Origin of the sequence: Acetivibrio saccincola (genome assembly GCF_002844395.1) — a bacterium.
GTDB lineage: Bacteria > Bacillota > Clostridia > Acetivibrionales > Acetivibrionaceae > Herbivorax > Herbivorax saccincola.
The window spans coordinates 1,023,598-1,046,553 of the sequence record NZ_CP025197.1 but is presented as its reverse complement, the minus strand read 5'-3'; the positions used below and the strand labels follow the sequence as shown (position 1 = coordinate 1,046,553).

The window sequence follows — 22,956 nt, the reverse complement described above, 5'->3', positions numbered from 1 at the left end:
GGTGATTTAAATGTGTGGAAGATATGTTGCATTTACAGATAATGAATATGAGGAAATACAATCTGTTATAGATGAAGTGGCAGAAAAATTTAAAACAGCGGAAAATATTGCAAGAGGTGAAGTGTTTCCTACAAATATTGCACCGGTGATTTGTGAAGAGAGCGGCAAGGTTGTCCTGACTGCCATGAAATGGAGCTATGGTGAATATTCTGGAAGACCCATTATAAATGCCCGAGGGGAAACAATAAATTCTAAAAACATGTTTAAAAATTCTTTTCACAAAAGGCGATGCCTGATCCCTGCTAAAGCCTATTTTGAATGGAAGAAGGAAGAAGGTGCAAAAAAGAAGACAAAATTTGAAATATCCATACCTCAAAGTAAGATATTCTTTATGGCGGGTATATATAATGTTTTTAAAGACAAAAACGGTAAACCCTACATTGGGTATGCCATAATTACAACATCACCTAATGAAACTACGGCCTTTGTTCATGACAGGATGCCGGTTATTATTGAACCTGGTATGGAAAAGCTGTGGCTAAGGCAGTCTGATAATATAGAAACTTTAATTGATATGTTAAAACCCTACACCTATGGCAGTATGACCATGAATGCGGTAAGTTAGGGTAAAAGTACGGCATCCCTAAAAAATAGACTCGTCGTCATTCCATCCTATTGATTCCCAGCAACCTGATTCACTATAGCCTTCCATAACCTGCTTCCAACGCTCATCTGTAAATCCACCGCTTACAGAGCTGTATTTTACTTCTTCAAAATCACTTTTGTAAGATGTATCTACAGTTAAAAGATTTATACCGTTGACGCTTTGGTTGTTCATTACCGATACTGACCCCGGCTCTTTTTGAAGTTTTCCTCCTATGCTTCTTACAGGATTGTTGTTTATATTAACTGCTTCCCTTCTGTCGGTTATGTATATTAAATCCGTTTCGTACCTAAAGGAATTAATAAGGGCGTTAACTAAATTTTCATGGTCTTTTGTTTTCCCAGCTACAGGCTTATATGTTACAGTCTCAAGGGTGATTTTATATTCACCTGCAGGATTAAAATAATAGCCTGATTTTATAGGATAGTCAAATCTTTGAAATTCCTTGTCCGTCGCAAATACGGCCTTGTCATACAGGTCTTTTCTGTTTATACCCTTTTCTGCCGCATCCCTTCCCTGATAGTATTCATTTGTCATTGGGCTTTTTAATTCAACTTTTATATTGGCACTGTTTTGCTGGAGGAAAGTTCTTTTGTATTGTCCGTCAACAGCAGTCCAATTATGTTCTCTTCCGTTTTCATCTATGTGGCACATCCATCTTATCACATCAAAAGGGTAAGGTTCACTCTGCCATAATAGGCTCTTTTGCAAGTACATGTTTCCGTTGTTCTCTATTTTATTTTCAAAACTTGGTGGTTTTAAATCCTTTTTGCCGTTATATATGTAGGCATTTATAAATATTCTATCATTTCCTGGATTAAACGGCGCCTTTGCCACACCTTCAACTTCTATTTCATCTTCGTCATATAAACCGGTATCTCTTTTGTAAACATATGTCCTTTTTACCTCTCCACCGTATGTAAATTCCCCGTCTAAAACTTTTGGTTTTTTAGGGTCAAGCAAATTAAGCCACTTCTTATTTAGAGGGTCATCTTCAAAAACAGGCCTTTCCACAGTTGCCGTTACATTAGGGTTTAATACTATCGTATCGCTGTTTTCACTAACACCAATTGTTTTTGGGCTGTATGATTTGAATAGTTTAATGCCTTTTAATATTTGAGAATCTTTTTGTTCTATGTTTAAACTTCCTGTAGCAAGGCTTCCTTTTTTCCATTCCCCCCATGGTTTAGTTAAATGGGCGGTGATGTCTTCGCCCTCAGCTAAAGGAAAGCGTATTTTTCTTGACAGTGCCCACAGCCCCGCCATTTTTAAATGTTCCTGAACCAACGGAGCATTCATCGGAAACATATACCTTTCCTCCGCATACAAGTTTAAATCCCTCCACAAGGTGTCCTGAGGAGTCTTTTATTTATGAAGGAGCAATTGCTCCTAGTTCCTGTATTGGTCTTACAAGGATTTTATCTATATTGGGTATGTCAAGAATGTGGCTGTAATTTTCTATATCAGGTATGTCAGCTAAATGTTTTATTTCATCTATTGTAGGTACATTAGGAGTGGCAAATGGGTCGGCTTTATTAAAATAACCCCATGCACCGCCCAAGCCAACTGATTTATTTCCACCGGATTTTCTACTCCAGATGGCATAAAGGTTCATACCATAGTCGGGGTCAACAAATGGAATTTGTACTTCGAGTACGTCATCGATAGGGAGTGTAAATAATTTTGTGGGTTTAGATTTTATGTAAATCCTTCTCAGCAAGAAACATTAATTAATTTTAGTTTACAGAATATATAACTGCATTTTGTTTTTCATTATAGAATTTTGCCAATTATTAAAGTTTTATACATAAATTTTTTAATAATTGGCAATACTTATTTGTCTAGCAAATTTAAAAAAGTAAAAACATAAAAGTACAATGTTAATTTAATTTGCTTTTTGTCAATAATTCTATTGAGGCCCGGCTCTGCCGATAACCTGCAATGCTGGGAAGCAACAGGAAACCTGCAACCGGGCTGAAACCATACAAGTTTCAGGGAAGCGTATAAAATCCTATATAAGATTCTATATGTTTTTTGATAAAGGAGCTTTGCAGTGTTTAATTTTAGTGCTAACCACATGGTAGTGATAAATTGCAAAGAATTAGATAGATACAATATTTTTACAATTCCATTTTTCTCTAAAACTTTCAAAGTAGTTTCATCAGCTTGAATGTAATTTCTTTTAAGTAACTCTTTTTTCATTATTTTATAAATTAGTTCAAATTCATTAGCAGCTCTAACTATCCAATTTGATAATGTTTGTCTAGATAAGCTTAATCCAAGCATCTTAAAATAGTTTTCCTGTCTATATAGAGGTAGCGCATAAAGATATTTAAGACTCATTACATGACTTAATATTTCATTTGAGGCCATACTCTTAGAAAGTAAAGTATTTGGTGCTTTAGAAGTAATTATATTTGTTTTTTCCTCTTCTGGTTGACAAGATTTACATGCATAACTATAGTTTATATGTTCTTCTACATATAGTTTGGCTGGAATATATTTTAATATTTCTTTAGAAGTAGTTCCTATAAAATCCATAGGGGTAGAGCAGCAATCACACTGCCTTTCATTTTCTTCAAGTTTGTGATGAATTGTTACCCTTTCTAATTCTGATAAGTTCTCTTTTTTAGTATTCTTTTTAGAAGACTTGTTTCGTATATATTTAATCTCTTCTTTTTCTGGCTCTTCTTTCTTGAGGTCACTATAAAGTTCAGCTTCATTAAAGAGAGATAATTGCTCACCAGAAAATTTTTCGCTTGATTTTCCAAAAATCTTTTTATTTCTATTTAAAATTATACTTTTTAAATTTTCTATTTCGATTTTTAATGCATTAATTTCTATATCTTTCGATTTTAATTCTTTGTCTTTCGATTTTAATTCTTTGTCTTTCGATTCTAATTCTTTATTTATATCAAAAATTAATTTTCTTGTATTTTCATCAAGCTGGATTTCATCGTGAATTTTTTGCACTTATAATAACCTCTAATCTCTTATTTTTTATAACTATATTATATCACAAAACCCTTTATATTACCAGCTTTTAAAGGGTTTTGTTTGTAAAATTTTTAAAAATATTTTCTACCTTTGACGGATTTAAATTTTGAAGTTGTTCTTACTTCATATCCTTTTAATAACCACTTTAACTCGTCTACGTCTACTTTAAGAGCCTCATCTTTTGTCATTGGCCATTTAAATTTATTTTCTTCTAATCGGTAGTAATACAACCAAAATCCATTATCAAAGTGTAATACTTTTAGTTTGTTCATCTGTCTGTTACAAAAAACAAATAGTGCCTTTTCATAAGTGTAGATTTTCATTTTAATTTAGGTAAATCTACCCTTATTTTATCACATTAAAATAGGTGAAAAAAATTTTTAACCCTACCGCAATTTGAAAAAATATTTTCACTTTACAGTAGGATTATTTTTTATAATATATTGCGGAGGGTGATGTAAAAATGCAATATATCTTCAATGTTCATGAAGGAATTCATGAATATATTAAACTTGGGAGAAATTATCCTTTTCCACCGCCACCAACTAAAAGATGTCACAATCCAAAATGCAATAAATTAGTTAGTTTCCGCAAACATGGCTTCTATGAAAGATATTATTACTCAAAAGAATATAAAGGGAAAATAGTAATCAGACGCTATATATGTCCTCTATGTGGATGCACCATATCATATATTCCTAACTTTTGTTTACCCGGATTTATTAATGCAATAAATCATATTTTTGAATACATATATAATTTATTTTATCGTAAAGGTAGTATTAATTCAGTTATAAAACAACTAAATCTAAAAAACAACGTACAGTTTTCAAGGCAAATTCTATACTATTACAGAAAAAAATTCATTAAAAATCTCAATACAATACAAAATGGATTAAGACAAATAATACACAAAGTGAAATTACCGGATGAAACACTTGGAAACACAGAAAAAGCAAGAAACGTTTTAGCAATAGTAGTAAGAGAATTCCCCAACATTCAACTATTCTCTCAAAAATACTATCAAGCTACCGCTAAAACATTTCTTGCAGCATGATTATAACATTAAAATAGGATTTTAAAAAGCGTCTTATGAAAAATTTTTAATGAAATCAACCGCAACACCATATTTTCCTTTACTTGAGCAAATAACTATGGTAACATCCGTGGTAAAGAACAGCCTGACCGGTCATGGCTTCCTAAAAATGCAACAGGAGGTCAGGAATATGTTAAGTGAAGAGGTAAGAAATGCCATTGCGTTAAAAAGATTTTCACTGATAAGTCCGATCCTAAATGGACAAGTGAATAATCGTAAGGACTATTATGCTCAAATTTCATCAAAACCCGTAGAAATGCCACACTATGGCATAAGAAAATATTCACCTAAAACAATAGAGTCCTGGTACTGTGATTACATGCGTGGAGGATTGGATGCATTAAAACCCGGATACCGGAAAGACAGGGGTAATTGTAGAAAAATAGATACAGAACTTGCTGAAAAAATCCTTGAGACGAAAAGAAAATATCCTAAAGCGCCTACTACAATCATCTATGATAAACTAATAAAAAAAGGCATATTAAAAGAAGGGCAAATATCACTTACCACACTATACAGGTTTTTAAAATTTTCAAATCATGAAAGCATTTATGAAACTGAAGAGAAAAAAGAAATTAAAAGATTTGCACATCAATATATAAATGAGTTGTGGTATGGGGATTTAATGTATGGACCTTACATACAGGAAGGCAGGAAGAAAAGAGCCACATACTTATTAGCATATATAGATGATGCATCAAGACTTGTACCTCACGGAGAATTTTACTATACACAAAATTTAGAATCGTTAAGGCATTCATTTAAAGAAGCGGTGTTAAAAAGAGGCATACCTTCCTTGCTCTATACGGACAATGGGAAGATTTACCGTTCACAGCAGTTTGAATTTATGTGCGCGGACGTAGGATGCGCTCTTATACATTCGAAACCCTTTGTTGCACATAGCCGGGGAAAAATAGAAAGGTTCTTTTTAACAGTTAGAAAAAGATTTTTATCCCAACTTAATATGAATAAAATTAAGAGTTTAGAAGACCTGAATTTTGAGTTTTGGAAATGGCTTGATGAGGATTACCATAAGAAGCCTCATTCATCACTTAAAGGGGTAACACCGTTAGACTTTTTTATGTCACAGGCTTCAAGAATAAAACAATGTACTGACCCTGCACAGTTAGAAGAAAAGCTTCTTTTACGTGTAAAACGCAAAATTAACCATGACGGCACATTTTCCATAAACAATATACTGTATGAAACTGACATTAAGTTTGCAGGTTTAAGAGTTGAAGTCAGATATGACCCTCAACGGCTTGACATACCTTTTTGGCCGGTATTCATATACTATGAAGGCAAGAAAATCGGTGAAGCCTTGCAGGTTAATTTTCATGACAATGCCCATATGAAACGAAGGGGCAGACCTAAAAATTCTGAGTTAATAGTGGATTTACAAAATAACGAAGTATCTGTAACACATGCTGACATGCCTAAATCAAAACAAACAATTTCATTTAAAACAATTATGGAAGGAGAGAAATAATTATGTTCAGACAGTTTTTTGGACTAAAATACAATCCTTTTGGAAAAGAAATTGATATTTCTGATGTTTATGAAAGTGAAGATATTAAGGAATTAAATTCAAGATTTAAATATATTCAAAACATCCGGGGAATGTTTCTTTTAGTCGGTGAACCGGGAATGGGAAAATCCACCGCCTTAAGAAAATTTTCAGCCGGGTTAAATCCGGGACTTTACAAACCCTGCTATTTTTCTCTCTCAACAGTTACCGTTATGGATTTTTACCGGGGTCTTTTAATATCTTTAGGAGAAGTGCCTTCACATAAGAAGGTTACAATGTTTCATCAGATACAACAAGCAATAATGTCTTTGTACTATAATCAAAAAATTACTCCGGTTATTATCCTTGACGAGGTACAGATGCTGTCAAACAGCATACTTGAAGAATTAAGGCTTTTATTTAACTTTAAAATGGACTCTGAAAATCCTTTTATATTAATATTGTCGGGGCAATCGCAAATCAGGAACAAATTACAGTTAGCGGTAAATGCACCTTTAAAGCAGCGTATAGCCGTAAAATACGTAATGCAGGGGTTAAAGCCTGAGGAACTTTCAGACTATATTTTTACAAGGCTAAAGTCTGCCGGTTTACATGAAAATATATTTACCCAGGCTGCAATTGAAGCTATTTATTCTGCATCAAAAGGCGTACCCCGCCTTGTTAACAGTCTTGCAACCTCAAGCCTTATGTATGCTTGTTCAATAAAGCAAAAGCATGTAGATGAAGAAATCGTATACCAAGGACAAAAAGATTTTGATATCTAAAATACTTTTATCTTTAACCGGCAGCCTTAGTACAACGGTTATAAACCGTTTAAGTAATAAATGTTGTGAACTTATTGAATTTATACTTAAAAGTTTTCTATTATCAATATTTTGATTAAAATTTTAAGAGCAGTTAATCTGCTCATTTTTATTATACAAATTTGAAAGTGTTATGCAATACTTATTTTTCCAAATTTTATTTTGAATCCTACTGGAATTTGAAAATTTGATTATCGCGTTCCTATTTTAATTTGAAAATATTCACTAATTTGTGGTAAAATTGACCTAAAATAATTTGAAAATATTATCTAATTTAATTTGAAAATTTACACATAAGGATCTAGCTTAAGCTCCATCTTTATTATAACCATTAACCCATCTATACTTTTTCTTAAGTCCGTGACACCACTAGCTAAATATACAGTATCTATCTCATTAATATTTAACAACTTCTTACTATCTCCTTTAGTGCATTTGATAAAGATAACTCATCTGAATTAGATATATATATTTTAGCCTTTCCAATTTCTATTCTTATTTCATTAGATGGGTTAAGATTATTTTTTACATCAGGTGAGTTCTCTATTTTATTTTTCCTACCATTTAAATTAATAGCATGAAATATTGATTCGTTTTTCTTCCTTAGTTTTTTTCTTTGATAATATAACCTATGGATATTTACATCATACTCTCTACAAAAACCAGATATTGTTCCTTCATATTTTGAGAATTTTTCTAAAATATCCTTCCAATATTCATTTGTCTCTATTTGATTCAATTAAAAAACCCCCTATACTTTTGATAATTCAATTGTATAGCAAATTTTTTAGTATTTATATCCGTTAATTCTTTTACGCTTACCATAAACGGGAACATTTATCTCTTTTAGCACATAAGGTAAAGCTCCAATGTGATCCTCGTGACCGTGAGTTATAACAATTCCTTTTATCCTATCTTTATTATTTGTCAAATATGTAGTGTCCGGAAGTACTAGGTCGATACCAAGCATCTCATCGTCCGGAAACGTCATACCACAGTCAACAACAATAATATCCTTCCCGTACTCAAATACCGTAATATTCTTTCCTATTTCTCCTAATCCCCCTAAGGGAATTATTTTTAGTTTTCTTTTTCTTTTTGCCACTGTAATCCTCCAATTATTATTTACACCTAAAGTGTTTACATCTATATATATTTTCAATCAATTTTTTAAATCAAGATTGAATGCAAAAAAAAATTACATTTTAAATATTCACTCAATAGTGTATATGTATGAATATATTCTTTTTCACATTTATTACATACACCCGCTTTATCTATATGACTTCGCAAAACCTGTATAAAACGATGTAAAGTATTTCTTGGCGAAACCTATAAACCTTTAGTATCTCATAAAAATACATATATTTTTTGATTAACTTATACCAATTGCTTGATTTGACTTTTTGATACTTTCATGAATACCGATGTCTGAATGCTTAAGATAAACAAATAACATATTTATTCATAACGCCCGCATGTCCAAGAATTGTTTTTCTTATACAAGATAAGTTAAACGTTTTTCTATCCTATTTTATCACAATTTATGTTTTTAACAAGTTATTAATAAAATTTTTTTTTACATTTCATCATGAATAATATTTACAATATGATTAGTGTTATCTTTTAGTACTCATATGCAAAACCATCTACTTTTTCCAAGTATCATCTAATTGTTTCTCTCAATAATGCAAGCCATCATCAGCTTTTAAAATAAATCTGTCATTCCCATCCCATTCTAAGCAATCTATTTACTCTGGCCAAATACCTGCCACATAATTTTCCAACTCTTTGATTGCATCTTTAGATAGAAATGGCTTCACTACATCATAAAAAATATCGTTTTCTATAATTTCAACCCCATTGACAAATATGCTGTTGTTTTCTCCGCCCCACATAGAAACATCTAATAACTCACCATTTTTCTTGCTTTCAAGCACATAATACAATCGAGCATCTATATATGATTTATCTTTAACCGGTATTAAGTCATCATTTTCTATTTGCTCAAATAAAGCAATATGTTCTTTTAGACTATCGCCTTCAATAACAATTTTTTGTGCCTTGCTCGAGTTAATTAAATCATTTACACTTAAAGGTTGACGCGTAAGAATAAATGGACTCATATAATAGATCGTTAAACTAATATTTTCAACATTCTCATTTTTTATTGCTTCAGACAATTTTTTCTAAATACGTCATCCCTCCTACAACTGGTTAAAATAGTGTTAATGAGTATAAGAAAAACAAAAAGCCAAAAAATATGTTTTCTTGCGTCCATTTCTATTCCTCCATATCAAAATCATTTTCTTATTTCCTTTAAAGAAATTACTCAGCTGACCTTATTGATGTGCCTATAAATGGTAATTGGTTATGATGTATAATATACTTATTTGATTTATCCCAATTTTTAGGATTTAAATAAATCCTAAATTATAAGTATGAGTAGTTGTGTAGTGTTTAGAATTGTGCATTCTATATGTTCCTTTGTGACTATCATAATTCTTGCGTATAGGTTCAGCTAGTTGCTTCGCAATAGGAGTTTCATGTCTCTTTAAATTATCCGCTTCTATCTCATCTCTTGTTTTCCCAGAAAGAAGTCCATCTAAATCTTGTGAACATGCCCCATCTCATGAGCTAGACCAAGTGCTGCACTTTGAGTAGATGTCCCGTCAGTCATAACGAGTCCGCTTCTAATATCCCAATATATAATTTATATTTAATGACGTTATAACTCCATTTCGTTATGTATAATATTACTTTTATAAAATAGCTTATATCACCTATTTTTTATCTAATCTAATATAAGCCTCCTGTATTTGCTGTAAAATAAAAATGGTTGTTGCTGATCTAAAAGAAGATGGAACCGTTGTTGCAGTCGGTCCTTATGTTCCTAATGTCAAGATACTCGCAGAAACAATATTGCGGTACAGCAGTTTTTAAATCCGGATTTGCTTTGGCATATTCCGCATTGATTTGAATAGATTTCTATTGCAGTTTTTCCGGAGTATTACATTGCTATTCTGTTTTCTGGCTTGATATCAAAGGAATACAAAAAAGAAGAAAAATCATTCAAGAACTCATCATATCATCAAGCTACATTGTTTTAAAACATTTATCCCATTAGATACTCACGCTGTTTAATAATAAAAGCTGATATTATATATAACACCATCCCTGTTATCCAATGGGATACAGCATATTTCAATGATGATTCAAAAGGATTAGGATTAATCCAATGGCATGTATGCCATAACCAACTAGCCCCACCCCTATAAAAAAAGCTTATTGAAACCCACAAAATAGGAATACCATAACCTATTACAAGATTCTTGCTTATTAAAAATACTGTCATTCCTAATCCTGAGATAAAAAAAACTGCTCCTGAAATTAAAAACACCTCAACAATACCATATTCTAATCTATTTTCGTTACCAATAACATATACTACAAATAGCAAAGTCAAAACAAATACGGTATATAGTGCAAACAATCTTACCATTCTAAGAAAACCAAATGTAAGTCCATCTATAGGTAGAGATAGTATTAATTCTTTGCTTTCTGGCTTTACAACCTCCACATAAGCAGGTAAAATCCAAACCAATACACCAACAACAGATATAATAAATACTGTTGTCTGAAGTGAAATATATTTAGTTGCCGATCCCCCCATAAGCATTAAATGAAATATTATAGTTGCTGCAAAGGCTAATAATATAAAATATCCACCATAACCTACTGTTTTTAAATCAAAAGATAGAGGTATCATTTTATTTATGCGTTTATCCATGTCAAATAACCCTCCTCCACTGTTGGTTCAACTGCCACAGCATCTTCTGACGGTTTCACTTCAGAATAAATCCTAATTTCCAAACCATTAGCGTTTGTATTAGTTGACAATATTTTATATTTCCCATCTATTTTGTGAAAATCGTCACTGTCTACAACCATTTTCCACACCTTACCCTTTGCCATGTTCTCTAATTCTTCAAAATTATTGAATTGCTTAATTTTCCCATTATTTATTAATGCTAATCCATCACAATTATTTTTAATGTCCTCAATAATATGAGTGGATAGTAATATTGCTCTATTTGTTGCAAACTTTCTTATAAATCCTCTAAATCTAATACGTTCCTCTGGATCTAACCCAGCTGTAGGTTCATCAACCATTATAAATGAAGGATTTCCTAACATAGCTTGTGCAATTCCAAGCCTTCTTCTCATACCACCTGAAAGAGCCCCAACTTTTTTCTTATATTCATCACTTAAATTTACTTCACAAAGAATCTTTTCTATTTGTTTTTTTCTTTCAGATGCGTCTATTCCTTTTAAAACACCTATTGTATCAAGACATTCTTTTACTGATATACTTCTGTAACATCCAAACTCTTGAGGCAAGTAACCAATTTTATATCTGAAATTATCAATATTCTTTAAAACATCTTCCCCATCAAAAACAACTCTACCTTCATCTGGTGTTATAAGTCCTGCAAGAATTCTCATTAAAGTTGTTTTTCCTGCTCCGTTAGGACCTAACAATCCATAGATTCCATTTGAAACAAATAAATTAACAGAATCAAGAGCTTTTTTATCTTTATAACTTTTTGATAGTCCCTCTATTTCTAACCTCATGATTAACATCTCCCTTTCTTTTTGAAAAATAAGCTTATTCCTCCGACTTAAAAGAACTACTCAAAGAATCTATAGAATCCCCCAAGTTATTTACTGTTACCCATTTTCTCAATATTTCATATGCTATCTTGCTTATTTCTTCTTTAGATTCAGCTTTTATAAGTCTTTCAATTTCATATACATCATTTAAATCATTTTCCCAGACTATTTGTTTTTCATCATCTTCTTCCCACCACTGTATAAAGTACTCTTCCAAATCTCCTTTTTCACCAGTCTCAGCTATTTCAATCATAGTATGGAAAAGCGCCGGTGCAATACTACTTTCCATGTACAGACCTGTTCTCCAAAAACACTCCATCAGTACAATGGGTCTTAAACTCTCACATATTATTCTTATATCATCTGCAATATCAGGAGAAGCAGATAGCCATGAAGAATAATTCAAATATACTGCATCTTGATTAATACAAACAGATTTACTTAAATTAACTAAAAAAACCTGATTATATTTATTATAAGAACAATAACTCTCCTCAATTCCTAATGAATCTTTAAAATCTCTTTTATACTCTATAAATAAACTAGGTATTTTGTTTATAGATTCTTTGTAAAAATCATATATAGAAGGGGGTGCAACAAAGTGTATTCCTTCAATATTTCCACTTTTATAGTCTCCCTGTATAACTGCTGGTCCTGTTGCTTGACCATTAAATTCTGTGCCACTATCACAGGATAAATTAGTTATTATATTTCCTCTATAACTTTTTACTATAATCTCATATGGTTTTTCTCTTGCTAAACTATTAGGTAAAAAATCAACCGTAAGCACAGGAAGTATTGTTTTATGCTTCCCTAATACAGGATACCAAGGGAAATCTGGCATCAGCAACATTGTACGATCTGTTACTTCTCCAAGTAAATAAGGAAGTCTTCCTGAAACATTAATTTCAATTTCCACTTCTCCTTCTATATTGTTCTCCAAAATAATCCAATCACCATCACGAATATATTTACTATATTCAAGCCCATTAACTTTTAAATCTATGACATCAAGACTTCTATATAAGGTAAATATAATTGAATCTTTTGTAACATTATCAATATTTATTTTTGCATAATATTCTAATAAATCACCTTTACTGTCACCTATCTCTAAATGGAGCAATTTCATTTGTCCATTACTATACTCTGATTCAAGTTTCTCCTTAGCTTGTTCTAAAAGTTCTCCCCTCCATCTTCTATTATTAAGGTTCCATATAACTCCTTGAGAATGGGGTTTTGATGAAACAACCGCTAATGGTACAGAACCAATAATCAGTAAAATTGCTGTAACTCCTGCTATTTTAGCCTTAGCATTTTTAAAAGTTGTAGTACCTGAACTAAATAAATTTACAAAGATATATCCTGACATACTAAACATTAATAACCACAATTTCCTTGACAATAATCCCATGTTCATTTCAAGCCCGTAATGCACAAGACTTTGGTTACCATGGGGCTCCTCAACAAATTGACTTAATATAATTAATGTACTGTCCAAATTATTTTTAAAAGGCGAAATAACATACCATATTAATAGTAAAAGAGGCCAACCTATTATTGGTTTAAAAATCTTTTCTATAGAATATGCAATAATCCATGTAGATATCATAGGTATACCAAAATTTACACAAATATATGGTATAACTTGCAAAGCATACTTCCATAATTCATTTCCTCCATTAGCAATCCAACCTGTACACAGCATTATAAGTATAATGCAATAAACAAACGAACAAAATGACCATGCAAAAACCTTAGATATCTGACGTATCCAAAAAGCTGGCAATGTATTTATCAACTCGTCAAATTTCTCATTTTTTTCTTGTCTGGCATTTATAACCCCATAGCACATGGCTAACATTGTTAAAACCATCATAACAAAGCCACTTGTTCTTATAAATGAAAATCTATCAAGTCCATCTTGCATTACATAATATCCGTAAAACATGTAAAAAAAAGTTAGCAACAAAGGAATTATTAAATAATATCTTTTGACAAATAACTTTATTTCAAGCGTAAACATTCTTTTGAAAACTTCCATAATTGCACCTCACAAAAAGTTCAAGACCTAGACCATCTGACTAGGTCTTGAACTTATTTTTATGTATTACTGATAAACTTCAAACTCGCCTTTTCCCTTTGCTGATTTATCTCCTTCTACTCTTACATAATATCCTACATCAACTGTTCTCAAGGGGAAAGGCGGTGATGCTGTCCAAATATTAGAATTAGTTTCTACTGTCTCAAGAGTTTGATCAAACCAACCTACTCTAACCCTCATAGCCTTTGCTGTAACAGATTCGCCATTATAAGATATAACCCTTAGTCTTCCAGTTCCTGATGTACCCCATAAAGCAACCAAATTGCCCGTACTTGAAGTTTGAGTATCGCTTAGTGTAGCACTTGATGTTCCAATAAGAGCAGCACTAACAGTAACACTTCCAATAATAACACAAACTGCTACTAAAAAAAAGATTTTACTTAAATTTGTTTTTTTCATAGTTATCCTTCTTTTTCATTTTAGTTTTTTGTATTATTTTTCATATGTGTACACAATTGTAACACTTCTCATATCAGCTGATATCTTTTAAAATTATAAAAACACAGACTATATTCTGTCTATATTGATATTATATATATATATATATAATGTCAATACTTTTTTATAGTTTAAATATTTTGATAACAAAGAATTAAACACCTTTTATTCTTTATTATGTAAACTTGTATGTGATAAGTTTTTTATTCCTCATTATTCTTTCAGTAATATTTATTATTTAACATATTTTCTTCCTAAATCTTATAAGTTATTTCCTAAAAAATATATTAATTACATTTTAGTATATTATATTTTAACATTAAAAACATTAACTTGCAAAAAAATTTTACTAAAATCTAACAAATGAATGAAGCTCATAAAAATAATAATATCAACTTTCGCAGGAAACAACTGATAGCTTTGCCTTGATATAATCGGGCAAAGAAGAGACAAAGTAGCCCAAAAGTTCGTTAATTGTCTCCTTTGACAAAAACAGTTTTTCCTGTAAAGTTACTTTTAAAGCTTCTATTATGAGCTGCAATGCTTCAACAAATTTGATATCCTCAAGTTCATCGCAGCAGTAGTAGAACAAAGCACCAATCGTACGCAAATCAGTATTATTGCGGTTTTCAACCGCTAACATGATGTACCTTGAAAAAACAATAGTAGTATGGGCAACCATCATATCGTACGAACGGCCTTGGAATTCCTTTGCAAGCTTTAAGTATGACTTGCACATTTTAAAGAACACCTCGATGTCCCAGCGTTTTCCATATATCCTGATTATCTCTGACTCAGGAAGATTCATATCCGTTGAAATTAGAGCCAGCCATTTGCTCCTATTTCTTCGGTCACGTACAAAGACAATTTTTGCTGGAACAAGGTTATCTTCTTTGTCGTGCAGTTCTACCGCGACAGACGCCAAGTATTTTGCCCTTCCTCTACGTTTCCTGACAGTTCGGTATATCTCGCGTAATGATTTCTTTTCACCATTGAACGTGTAGTAAATCTTTGGCGTGTCTTTTAACATGGCTATTACATTAAGATTCATTTTGCAAATCTTGATAATAGTAGCCGGAAAGGAGAACCAACTGTCAAACAGGACGTATTTTGCCTTAATGCCCACAGACATAGCTTGTTTCAGCATTGAAAGAGCAGATTCCGGCGAAGTAGTCAAGGCATTTTGACGACGTTTAAACCCAACAGTTCTTTTATCTATACATTGTCTCGCTGGATTGATACGAACCTTTGAATTTGCTGAACTTAAGAGGTTAAAGGCTACAGGAACAAATGAATTGCCGTCTGTCCAACCAAGAGTAAGCATACGAAAGCCTTTTTTGTTTTTATTACCGTCAGCATGATCTTTGACCCAGCATAGGAGTTCTACTGCTTTGCTTCTTGTCCTGCTAAAGAAGGAATCGTCTATCACAAATGCATCAGCTCGTTCATCTGTTGTTAGTGGAGCAATATGATGGTTTATAACCTTAGCAGAAAGTAACAAGAGAAATCTCTGCCAGTTGATATGCATAGAATTCAGGAATCTGTAAGCTACATCCTTTGCAAATGGTATATCAGAATTTTCGGTTTCATAATTCATAAACAAGTTCATACCTGTAAAAACAAGTTTGAATAATACTTTGAAAACTTTGACACAAGGGACACCCTTTTCTTTATATGCATTTGCCTGTTTTAGCAATGAGCCTACAGAAAACTTTTTGAAAAAGTTATCAACTGTCATAGAAAACCTATTTTCTGCTTTCATCTTATGTGATATAATAGACATGTTCAAGAACCTCCAAAGTGTTGATTTTAATGGGTTTTATTCACTTCTATTATATCACATATAAGAGGTTTCTTGAGCTTCTTTATTGCCCAAAACTATTGATTTTTCAATGTTCACTGCACATTAACTATGTGCGAAAGTTGATTAAATTGATTAATTTTCCCCTCTTTTTTGAGCATCTTTAGTACTTCTGACTGAAAAACCTTCTCAATATCTTTTCCTTGAGGTAATACTGATTTTATAAAATCTCCGTCCCCTTTAAAACAACCATCTGTTGCAATTACATGTAAATGAGGATTAAAGTTTAAAAAATCTCCAAATGTTTGTACAGCTATAACAACACCAGGAACTGAATCTTTATCTCCAGATGAACTTTTAAGATAATCACATAAGACTTTCCATGCACATCTTGATAGTTTTGCAAGTAGCTTTCTGTCATACATAAAATAGCATCTAAGTCTTTTGGGTATACTAAAGACCCACTGCCTGTGGGAAACTTCTTTTAAAACCTCAGTGTATAAAAACTCTCCAAATTCAACTACTCTTCTCTGATGACATGAAGGACAGAACGCCCTCCGTTTACATGAAAAAGGCAATAGATACTCCTTGTTACAATCTTCACACTTAACACGGGCAAACCCTAGATGCAAATTCCCACAATCAAGGTAATCATATATAACATCTAGAATATGGGATCTCCAATAACCGTATGTATTTTGGTACCTATCATCCCACACTCTCTCCAAAACTTCAAAATTCTCTTCTACACACCTATAATAATAATTTTTCCGTGGCTCTCTTGGAGAATATATCCCCTGATTATTCGAACTTTCATAAAGCATTAGTACTCACACTCTTAAAACATATATAGAACAAATGTTCTATATATGTTTTAACACAAATATTGTATTATGTAAATCTTTTTATCATAAAATAGTAATAAAGAAAATTGTAGAGTTGGGTAAGCTTATAAAGCCTGTTCAGGCAAATCAGACTTTAGGTAGCAGTCTACCGCATAAAAATGTACAAGTTGAACCTTCTATATTGTCAAAAGATACACAAATAACCGGTATAAATAAGATGAGTTCGACGGAAAAGAAGGCTTCAGTTTTTTCAAATATACCGGCAGAAGAAGATTTGAAAGAGACTTCAGAAGCTCAATTTACAGAAGAAATAAAAGAGTTGGCTGAGAGTTTAAATTCTGTTATAGAGATTTATGAATATGTCCGGAATAATATAAATTTCGAGGCATATTACGGGTCGAGAAAAGGTGCAGTGGGAACCCTTGACCAAATGGCAGGGAATGATATTGACCAGGCATCGCTTCTTATTTCCCTTCTTCGATATAAAGGAATTCCTGCTCGATATGTGAGAGGAACAATTGAGATACCTGTAGAGAAGGTGATGGGATGAACTGGAGGGGAAACACCACAGGATGCAGTGAGAATTCTGGCATCTCTTGGAATACCAACAGTTTCTGTCGTCAGTGGCGGAAAGATATCTCACGTCAGAACAGAACACGTATGGGTTGAAGCTTATGTGCCTTATCAGTACTACAGAGGTGCAGGACCTATGAAGGGCCAAAAAATATGGGTTCCTTTAGATCCGAGCTTCAAACAGCATGAAAAAATTGAAGGCCTTGACTTGAGCAGCATTATAGACATTGATACAGAAGCTTCAATAGAGGGTTTTAAGGATGGCATCATTGTATCAGATAAATTGCTTTCAGTTTCAAGAGTAAATGTCCAGAGCGTTTCAGAAAAGATAGAGAATGTAGATGCTAAAATTGAAGAATTTATTAATCAAAAGGGTTTGGAAAAAATAAAGAGTGAGGAATTAATTGGAGGGAAAAGGATTATTCCTCAAGACCTTGATATGCTGCCTCTCTCACTTCCATATAAGGTTGATGCTGTATATGAGAAGACAAGTGTTGTGCCAAAAGAATTGAGAGAGAATATAGTATTTTCTATAGGCTCGAATTATACAGGAAGCAATGATTTTAAATATGAAGCATATATCTTAGATTAGACTGTTCTTTTGTCTACCTTCAATAGAACTTTTAACATGGTTTTTTATTCTTAACATAAATTAAATGCACTCGTGTGTAATTTTAATATAAACAGAGTAAATATTTTAGGTATTCCACAAGGGGGCGGTTATTCCTTTTATAACTACAGAAAAGGTATTCAAAAACATATTTGTTATAACCTCAAAGAATGCGAAGATAGAGTTCTAAGGATTAATATTCAAAATTCTGTGTATTATTTGCTGGGTGAATATAACCTAGAATTAGGAATTAAAAAAAGAATGAAATTGCTTTTAAAATATTAAAAAAAGTACAGAGGCCAATGAATTTACTTCTGAGGCCTCAAATATTTTCATCTCAAAAACTATTAATTTTTCAAATCTTCATACGATAAAAGCTTATTAAACACCTTCTGCTTTTCGCTTTCCGTAAGAAGAACACGGAACATGGACTGTTCCCAGCGCACAACCCACGGATCAAGTGTGTACTTCACAAACTCCAAGGACTGTTGCTCGATATTTGAAAAGCTACTTTTTTCAAGGTCAGCCAACATATGAGGCGGCACACGGAAAATACGGGCGATTTCATTGATCTGGAACTTCCGTGTTTCAAGAAACTGCGCTTGTTCGGGCGAAATGCCTATCGGCTGATACTTCATGCCTTCTTCCAAAACTGCTACCCTGTGGGAGTTTCTTGAACCTTGATAAGCAGCGTTCCAGCTGTCCTTTACCTTTTGCGGGTCTTTGATTGTGCCAGGATGTTCAAGCACACCACCCGGTGCGGCACCGTTGGCGAAGAATTTCGCTCCATATTCCTCGGTTGCAATCGCCAATCCCACGGCATTTTTAGCCATAGCAATCGGTGAGTAGCCGACAAGTCCGTCAAAGCCTAAGCCGGGGATGTGTAGGACATCGGACGGAGTAAGGTAGACCTGACTGTCCTTTCCGAGAGAAGGTGTATCTTCTCTACTGCGTTGATACAAATAGAAAAGCCGACCGTTTGCATCACGATCGACTGTCATTTTATTTGGCATTAAAGGATAGAGAGCAATAACCTCACCACGTGCATTTCGGATAATCTGGGCATAAGCATTTCCCCATAATAAAAGATGACTCATCAGTGTTTCTCGAAACGCAAATGAAGTCATCTCCGGATTAGGCTCGTCATGGAGCAGCTTATATAAGGGATGTTTCAGGTTTTTCTCCTTTCCACCTGAATCATTATATCTGTACACATGGAGCGGGAGTCCCGCTAATGTTTCAGATAATATTCTCACACAAGAGTAAACCGCCGTCATCTGCATGGCTGTATGTTCGTTAACCGGCTTTCCAGCACTTGTGCTTCCAAAAAAGAAACTATAACGGCTACCGCCAAGACTATCCTTAGGCTTATCACGCGCCTTAAATATTCCTTGTAGGATTCCCATAGACATCACTCTCCTTAAAAATGAGCTAGAAAAAAGCACCTCATATGAGATGCTTTTGAAGTTTTTATCTTACCACGGTAGATGCTCGTGGTTTTTAATAGTCTATGTCAACGATTTTTTCTTGTTTTGCTTTATCATTATTTGAGGTTTCCACTGTTATTATGTACTTACCTTTGGGTATAGATTCACCCTGTTTTGAAAATGGCTCAGACATATAGATTCCATCTTTCACTGTATCTTTGCTTGATGCAATGTAATCATTTTCTTCACTAACCACCGATATGAGAACTTCTTCTCCATCAGGTAAATCAGTTTTACCGGCGATAGTCATGTGAGTTTCCCCACCATAAGGTTTATTAAATTCAACCTCAATATCGATAGTGTACTTTGTCTCGCCAGATTCTAAGCCATCCTTAAAACCTTCTTTAGCACTACTACAACCAATAAGTACAGTAGAAATGCAAAAAATAATTAATAAAAGTACCAGAATTTTCTTCATTTTATTCTCTCCCTTCATTTTATTCTCTCCCTTAAAAGTATTATATAACCATTTTCATCAAAAGTCAAAATCCCACGATCATTTTTCCCACCAAGCACCTCACTTGAGATGCTTTTGAAGTTTCTTTTACCACTTCTTTTATATTAATCCCGCGAAGAGGCCAATAGTAAAAAAGAGGACGAACACTATGATTTCAAAGAATCATGCATGACCATATAATCGCTAGAACTATTTATTCTTTTCGTAGTCAACTAAGAATTCTTTCAACTGATCTAATCTTTTTAGGTATTCTTCAGCTCTACTATGAACTAGAGCTGAATTCCAACCCTTGGATTCAAAGTGCTTTACTAATGCCCGATGATAATTAGTTCTTCCTTCATCTTCATCTGAAATAATTTCTACTATATCAAGTCCCAAAGATGGATTGTTTCCAATAAATATTGCATCTGAAAAATAGGTATCTACAGTGTTAACATCAGGGTAATTACGATTAAGCCACTCTATAAATAGCTTTTTTAGATAATCTTTTTCTGGATTGTTTCTCTTTTTTGAAAAATCAACACGCTTTATTAATTCATACATACTAGAAACCCCCTTTATTCTGGGTTCATTATAGCACGTTCCCCAATTCATCACAAAATAAGTAAACCCCTATCATCATAAACGGAATCACCTGTATCTCCACCACATCTAATAGCTCTATCAAGTGCCATAATAGTGGCCACAGCCCCATCGATCTTCTCGGTTGATTTTTCCTTGTCAGCCTTGATATTTCCTGCAGGGTCCGTTCGGATAAATATGTTGTCCATCATCCACCGAAGGACCGGATGCCCGCCATGCGCGATTTTCTTTTCCAATGTCAGCTTCATCAGTTCTTTGGTGGGCGGGCTCATATCCTTGAAACCCTGACCGAATGGTACGACTGTGAAACCCATGCCTTCAAGGTTTTGCACCATCTGCACAGCGCCCCAGCGGTCGAAGGCAATTTCTCTGATGTTGTATTTCATGCCAAGGTCCTCGATAAGGGCTTCAATAAAACCGTAATGCACCACGTTGCCCTCGGTGGTTTGGATGAATCCTTGCTTTTTCCATACGTCATAATTCACGTGGTCGCGTCGTACGCGCAAATCGATGTTATCCTCCGGTATCCAGAAGAACGGCATAACAGTGTATTTATCATCCTCATCCAATGGTGGAAAGACCAGCACGAACGCTGTAATATCGGTGGAAGAGGAGAGGTCAAGTCCGCCGTAGCAGACACGACCTTGCAGAGCTTCCGGGTCAACTGCAAAAGCACAGGCATCCCATTTATCCATTGGCATCCAGCGGACAGCTTGTTTGACCCATTGGTTGAGCCGAAGTTGCCGGAAGCTGTTCTCCTCAGCAGGGTTTTGCCTTGCGGATTCAAATGCCGCCTTGACCTTATCCATACTGACCGTGATGCCCAGCGACGGGTTCGCCTTCTTCCACACTTTCGGATCTGTCCAATCATCTTCCAGTGCTGCTCCGTATATAACTGGATAGAAAGTGGTGTCTTTCTTTCTGCCATTTATGATATCCAGGGCCTTCTGGTGTACTTCCCAACAGATGCTGTTCTGGTTGTCCCCAGCAGTAGTTATAAGGAAATACAGAGGCTGCATACGGGCATCACCGCTACCCTTAGTCATAACATCAAAGAGTTTTCTGTTTGGCTGCGTGTGCAGCTCGTCAAACACCACGCCGTGGGTATTGAAGCCATGTTTGTTTCCGACATCGGCTGAAAGTACCTGATAAATACTGCCTGTCGGCTGATAGATGAGTCGCTTCATGGAGTCCAGGATTTTCACTCGCTTGGACAGAGCAGGACACATTCGCACCATATCCGCTGCAACATTAAAAACGATAGATGCTTGGTTACGGTCGGCAGCACAACCGTAAACCTCGGCACGTTCTTCGTTATCTCCACAGGTGAGCAACAGGGCAACAGCCGCCGCAAGCTCACTTTTTCCCATCTTCTTAGGTATTTCTACATAAGCGGTATTGAACTGCCGATAGCCGTTCGGCTTCAGAATTCCGAATACATCGCGGATTATTCGCTCTTGCCAGTCGATTAGTTCAAAAGGCTTACCCGCCCATGTGCCCTTGGTATGAGATAGTGCCTCGATGAATGCGACTGCATAATCGGCCATATCTTTGTTGTAATAAGCGTCCTTCGCTTTAAAAACAGTTGGTTTGTATTTTTTGAGTTTTCGGATATGCAGTTACCTCCTTCAAAAGGGCATAAAAAATAGACCACAATGGGTCTTTCTTAACGAAGAACAGAGCCGCAAGGCCCCATTCCGGGATTCGATTTTTATCAGGTTAGTTGTGTTCTTTCATCAGAATCGCAAGGGCAATCTCTGCATCGGAATCGAGTGGTTCTATATCCCAACCTCTGTCATAATTGGCGATGATCTCACCATCGCGTTTTAGCATGAGTTTGGAAATGCGGCCCTTTTCGATGCCGTACTGCGATCCTTCTTCAAAACACTTCACCCAGTAGTGAATGATGCTACTTCCAACCTTGATGCTTCCTTCTTTCCACATGGTAATGCTCTCCCTTCGTTTTGTATGTGTATGTTACGTCTCGCCGGTCAGGATGAAATGGGCATATTCCTTACGATTCTCTTCGAGGTACACTACCAGCTCATAAAACCCCATGTCGTTTGCGATACGCTGTACCGCCACCACATCAAACATATTCGTCAGGCCAGTGTCTCGAATAGCCAGGATCTGCGTACGCACCTTATCGTTCATCGTCGCACCTCCGGCAAAAGTCATCGCCATAGACCACGTTCAGTCCGCTGCCGCTGTCCCAGTTAACCAGGATGCTTGCGGTGTCATCCACGCCGGTTACGGTGCCCTTGGTGCCAATAGGTATAGATAGGTATTTGCTTTTT

24 protein-coding genes and 3 pseudogenes are annotated in these 22,956 nt (G+C 34.5%); 6 read left to right on the top strand and 21 right to left on the bottom strand.

The annotated features are described in order from the left end of the window. Positions 1-10: 10 nt before the first annotated feature. A complete protein-coding gene (locus HVS_RS04790) occupies positions 11-625 on the top strand; it encodes an SOS response-associated peptidase (RefSeq protein WP_101299710.1) in 615 nt (204 codons plus the stop codon). Positions 626-643: 18 nt separating this feature from the next. Here the strand turns inward: HVS_RS04790 and HVS_RS04785 are convergent, their stop codons facing one another. The 4 genes from HVS_RS04785 to tnpB (HVS_RS04770) all read right to left on the bottom strand — a co-directional run bounded on the left by HVS_RS04785 (position 644) and on the right by tnpB (HVS_RS04770) (position 3,984). Continuing rightward, a complete protein-coding gene (locus HVS_RS04785; protein WP_159063394.1) occupies positions 644-1,972 on the bottom strand; it encodes a hypothetical protein in 1,329 nt (442 codons plus the stop codon). A gap of 61 nt (positions 1,973-2,033) precedes the next feature. Then, positions 2,034-2,384 carry a hypothetical protein gene (locus tag HVS_RS04780; RefSeq protein WP_159063393.1) on the bottom strand — a complete coding sequence of 117 codons (351 nt, stop codon included), beginning with the start codon at positions 2,382-2,384 and terminating at the stop codon, positions 2,034-2,036. A 113-nt stretch (positions 2,385-2,497) separates the two neighbouring features. Further along, a complete protein-coding gene (locus HVS_RS04775; protein ID WP_101299704.1) occupies positions 2,498-3,637 on the bottom strand; it encodes an IS66 family transposase in 1,140 nt (379 codons plus the stop codon). Positions 3,638-3,732: 95 nt separating this feature from the next. Beyond that, positions 3,733-3,984, bottom strand: a complete 252-nt coding sequence (tnpB, locus tag HVS_RS04770; protein ID WP_101299702.1) for an IS66 family insertion sequence element accessory protein TnpB — start codon at positions 3,982-3,984, stop codon at positions 3,733-3,735. A gap of 140 nt (positions 3,985-4,124) precedes the next feature. Here tnpB (HVS_RS04770) and HVS_RS04765 point away from each other — a divergent pair, with 140 nt between their 5' ends. The 3 genes from HVS_RS04765 (at position 4,125) to HVS_RS04755 (ending at position 7,049) form a co-directional block, all read left to right on the top strand. Further along, positions 4,125-4,718, top strand: a complete 594-nt coding sequence (locus tag HVS_RS04765; protein ID WP_101298571.1) for a hypothetical protein — start codon at positions 4,125-4,127, stop codon at positions 4,716-4,718. Between the two features lie 169 nt (positions 4,719-4,887). After that, on the top strand, positions 4,888-6,246 hold the full coding sequence (locus HVS_RS04760) for a DDE-type integrase/transposase/recombinase (RefSeq protein WP_101299562.1): 1,359 nt from the start codon (positions 4,888-4,890) through the stop codon (positions 6,244-6,246). Between the two features lie 2 nt (positions 6,247-6,248). Continuing rightward, positions 6,249-7,049 carry an ExeA family protein gene (locus HVS_RS04755; RefSeq protein ID WP_101299048.1) on the top strand — a complete coding sequence of 267 codons (801 nt, stop codon included), beginning with the start codon at positions 6,249-6,251 and terminating at the stop codon, positions 7,047-7,049. A gap of 326 nt (positions 7,050-7,375) precedes the next feature. Here the strand turns inward: HVS_RS04755 and tnpB (HVS_RS17735) are convergent, their stop codons facing one another. From tnpB (HVS_RS17735) to HVS_RS04710, 10 genes and pseudogenes are all read right to left on the bottom strand, one after another. Then, positions 7,376-7,498: an IS66 family insertion sequence element accessory protein TnpB gene (gene tnpB, locus HVS_RS17735; protein WP_108593939.1), complete on the bottom strand. Its 123-nt coding sequence runs from the start codon at positions 7,496-7,498 to the stop codon at positions 7,376-7,378. Then, entirely contained in the window at positions 7,492-7,827 is a 336-nt protein-coding gene (tnpA, locus tag HVS_RS04750) for an IS66 family insertion sequence element accessory protein TnpA (protein WP_101299566.1), read from the bottom strand. The genes tnpB (HVS_RS17735) and tnpA overlap by 7 nt, the downstream gene beginning before the upstream one ends. A gap of 51 nt (positions 7,828-7,878) precedes the next feature. Then, positions 7,879-8,193 (bottom strand): annotated as a pseudogene (locus tag HVS_RS04745) (MBL fold metallo-hydrolase); the annotation flags it as partial. 646 nt (positions 8,194-8,839) lie between these two features. Beyond that, positions 8,840-9,271 carry a hypothetical protein gene (locus HVS_RS04740; protein WP_101299700.1) on the bottom strand — a complete coding sequence of 144 codons (432 nt, stop codon included), beginning with the start codon at positions 9,269-9,271 and terminating at the stop codon, positions 8,840-8,842. 932 nt (positions 9,272-10,203) lie between these two features. Further along, entirely contained in the window at positions 10,204-10,878 is a 675-nt protein-coding gene (locus HVS_RS04735; protein ID WP_101299697.1) for a hypothetical protein, read from the bottom strand. After that, complete coding sequence (locus HVS_RS04730) at positions 10,863-11,723, bottom strand: ABC transporter ATP-binding protein (RefSeq protein WP_101299696.1); 861 nt, start codon at positions 11,721-11,723, stop codon at positions 10,863-10,865. The genes HVS_RS04735 and HVS_RS04730 overlap by 16 nt, the downstream gene beginning before the upstream one ends. 34 nt (positions 11,724-11,757) lie before the next feature. After that, positions 11,758-13,806 (bottom strand): hypothetical protein, encoded by a 2,049-nt coding sequence (locus tag HVS_RS04725; protein WP_101299695.1) that lies wholly within the window; start codon positions 13,804-13,806, stop codon positions 11,758-11,760. Between the two features lie 66 nt (positions 13,807-13,872). Next, complete coding sequence (locus HVS_RS04720) at positions 13,873-14,265, bottom strand: hypothetical protein (protein WP_101299694.1); 393 nt, start codon at positions 14,263-14,265, stop codon at positions 13,873-13,875. A 430-nt stretch (positions 14,266-14,695) separates the two neighbouring features. Then, positions 14,696-16,087 (bottom strand): IS4 family transposase, encoded by a 1,392-nt coding sequence (locus tag HVS_RS04715; RefSeq protein WP_101298708.1) that lies wholly within the window; start codon positions 16,085-16,087, stop codon positions 14,696-14,698. A gap of 113 nt (positions 16,088-16,200) precedes the next feature. Further along, complete coding sequence (locus HVS_RS04710) at positions 16,201-16,929, bottom strand: transposase zinc-binding domain-containing protein (protein WP_242971688.1); 729 nt, start codon at positions 16,927-16,929, stop codon at positions 16,201-16,203. Between the two features lie 34 nt (positions 16,930-16,963). Here HVS_RS04710 and HVS_RS04705 point away from each other — a divergent pair, with 34 nt between their 5' ends. Continuing rightward, entirely contained in the window at positions 16,964-17,500 is a 537-nt protein-coding gene (locus HVS_RS04705; protein WP_101299693.1) for a transglutaminase-like domain-containing protein, read from the top strand. Positions 17,501-17,527: 27 nt separating this feature from the next. Beyond that, positions 17,528-18,115 carry a transglutaminase-like domain-containing protein gene (locus tag HVS_RS17075; protein WP_242971687.1) on the top strand — a complete coding sequence of 196 codons (588 nt, stop codon included), beginning with the start codon at positions 17,528-17,530 and terminating at the stop codon, positions 18,113-18,115. Between the two features lie 395 nt (positions 18,116-18,510). Here HVS_RS17075 and HVS_RS04695 read toward each other — a convergent pair. The 7 genes and pseudogenes from HVS_RS04695 to HVS_RS04665 form a co-directional block, all read right to left on the bottom strand. Next, positions 18,511-19,539 (bottom strand): annotated as a pseudogene (locus tag HVS_RS04695) (phage portal protein); the annotation flags it as partial. 94 nt (positions 19,540-19,633) lie between these two features. Further along, positions 19,634-20,056 (bottom strand): hypothetical protein, encoded by a 423-nt coding sequence (locus HVS_RS04690; RefSeq protein ID WP_101299692.1) that lies wholly within the window; start codon positions 20,054-20,056, stop codon positions 19,634-19,636. Between the two features lie 210 nt (positions 20,057-20,266). Then, on the bottom strand, positions 20,267-20,620 hold the full coding sequence (locus HVS_RS04685) for a hypothetical protein (RefSeq protein WP_101299691.1): 354 nt from the start codon (positions 20,618-20,620) through the stop codon (positions 20,267-20,269). Positions 20,621-20,670: 50 nt separating this feature from the next. Beyond that, positions 20,671-22,272 (bottom strand): terminase large subunit, encoded by a 1,602-nt coding sequence (locus HVS_RS04680; protein ID WP_101299690.1) that lies wholly within the window; start codon positions 22,270-22,272, stop codon positions 20,671-20,673. A gap of 106 nt (positions 22,273-22,378) precedes the next feature. Then, positions 22,379-22,603 (bottom strand): DUF7678 domain-containing protein, encoded by a 225-nt coding sequence (locus HVS_RS04675; RefSeq protein ID WP_034615564.1) that lies wholly within the window; start codon positions 22,601-22,603, stop codon positions 22,379-22,381. Between the two features lie 33 nt (positions 22,604-22,636). Next, positions 22,637-22,813: a DUF5049 domain-containing protein gene (locus tag HVS_RS04670; RefSeq protein WP_101299689.1), complete on the bottom strand. Its 177-nt coding sequence runs from the start codon at positions 22,811-22,813 to the stop codon at positions 22,637-22,639. Further along, positions 22,803-22,934, bottom strand: a pseudogene (locus HVS_RS04665) (DUF4314 domain-containing protein); the annotation flags it as partial. The pseudogene HVS_RS04665 and the gene HVS_RS04670, both read right to left, overlap by 11 nt. Positions 22,935-22,956 lie beyond the last annotated feature (22 nt).

Excerpts from the sequence above, each read along its gene's own strand:
- HVS_RS04760 (WP_101299562.1), top strand. The coding sequence starts at position 4,888 with ATGTTAAGTGAAGAGGTAAGAAATGCCATTGCGTTAAAAAGATTTTCA.
- HVS_RS04785 (WP_159063394.1), bottom strand. The coding sequence starts at position 1,972 with ATGTTTCCGATGAATGCTCCGTTGGTTCAGGAACATTTAAAAATGGCG.
- HVS_RS04710 (WP_242971688.1), bottom strand. The coding sequence starts at position 16,929 with ATGCTTTATGAAAGTTCGAATAATCAGGGGATATATTCTCCAAGAGAG.
- HVS_RS04730 (WP_101299696.1), bottom strand. The coding sequence starts at position 11,723 with ATGAGGTTAGAAATAGAGGGACTATCAAAAAGTTATAAAGATAAAAAA.
- HVS_RS04705 (WP_101299693.1), top strand. The coding sequence starts at position 16,964 with ATGTTCTATATATGTTTTAACACAAATATTGTATTATGTAAATCTTTT.
- HVS_RS04720 (WP_101299694.1), bottom strand. The coding sequence starts at position 14,265 with ATGAAAAAAACAAATTTAAGTAAAATCTTTTTTTTAGTAGCAGTTTGT.
- HVS_RS04765 (WP_101298571.1), top strand. The coding sequence starts at position 4,125 with ATGCAATATATCTTCAATGTTCATGAAGGAATTCATGAATATATTAAA.
- HVS_RS04690 (WP_101299692.1), bottom strand. The coding sequence starts at position 20,056 with ATGAAGGGAGAGAATAAAATGAAGAAAATTCTGGTACTTTTATTAATT.
- tnpB (WP_101299702.1), bottom strand. The coding sequence starts at position 3,984 with ATGAAAATCTACACTTATGAAAAGGCACTATTTGTTTTTTGTAACAGA.
- HVS_RS04675 (WP_034615564.1), bottom strand. The coding sequence starts at position 22,603 with ATGTGGAAAGAAGGAAGCATCAAGGTTGGAAGTAGCATCATTCACTAC.
- HVS_RS04735 (WP_101299697.1), bottom strand. The coding sequence starts at position 10,878 with ATGGATAAACGCATAAATAAAATGATACCTCTATCTTTTGATTTAAAA.
- HVS_RS04725 (WP_101299695.1), bottom strand. The coding sequence starts at position 13,806 with ATGGAAGTTTTCAAAAGAATGTTTACGCTTGAAATAAAGTTATTTGTC.
- HVS_RS04715 (WP_101298708.1), bottom strand. The coding sequence starts at position 16,087 with ATGTCTATTATATCACATAAGATGAAAGCAGAAAATAGGTTTTCTATG.
- HVS_RS04790 (WP_101299710.1), top strand. The coding sequence starts at position 11 with ATGTGTGGAAGATATGTTGCATTTACAGATAATGAATATGAGGAAATA.
- HVS_RS04685 (WP_101299691.1), bottom strand. The coding sequence starts at position 20,620 with ATGTATGAATTAATAAAGCGTGTTGATTTTTCAAAAAAGAGAAACAAT.
- HVS_RS04670 (WP_101299689.1), bottom strand. The coding sequence starts at position 22,813 with ATGAACGATAAGGTGCGTACGCAGATCCTGGCTATTCGAGACACTGGC.
- HVS_RS04755 (WP_101299048.1), top strand. The coding sequence starts at position 6,249 with ATGTTCAGACAGTTTTTTGGACTAAAATACAATCCTTTTGGAAAAGAA.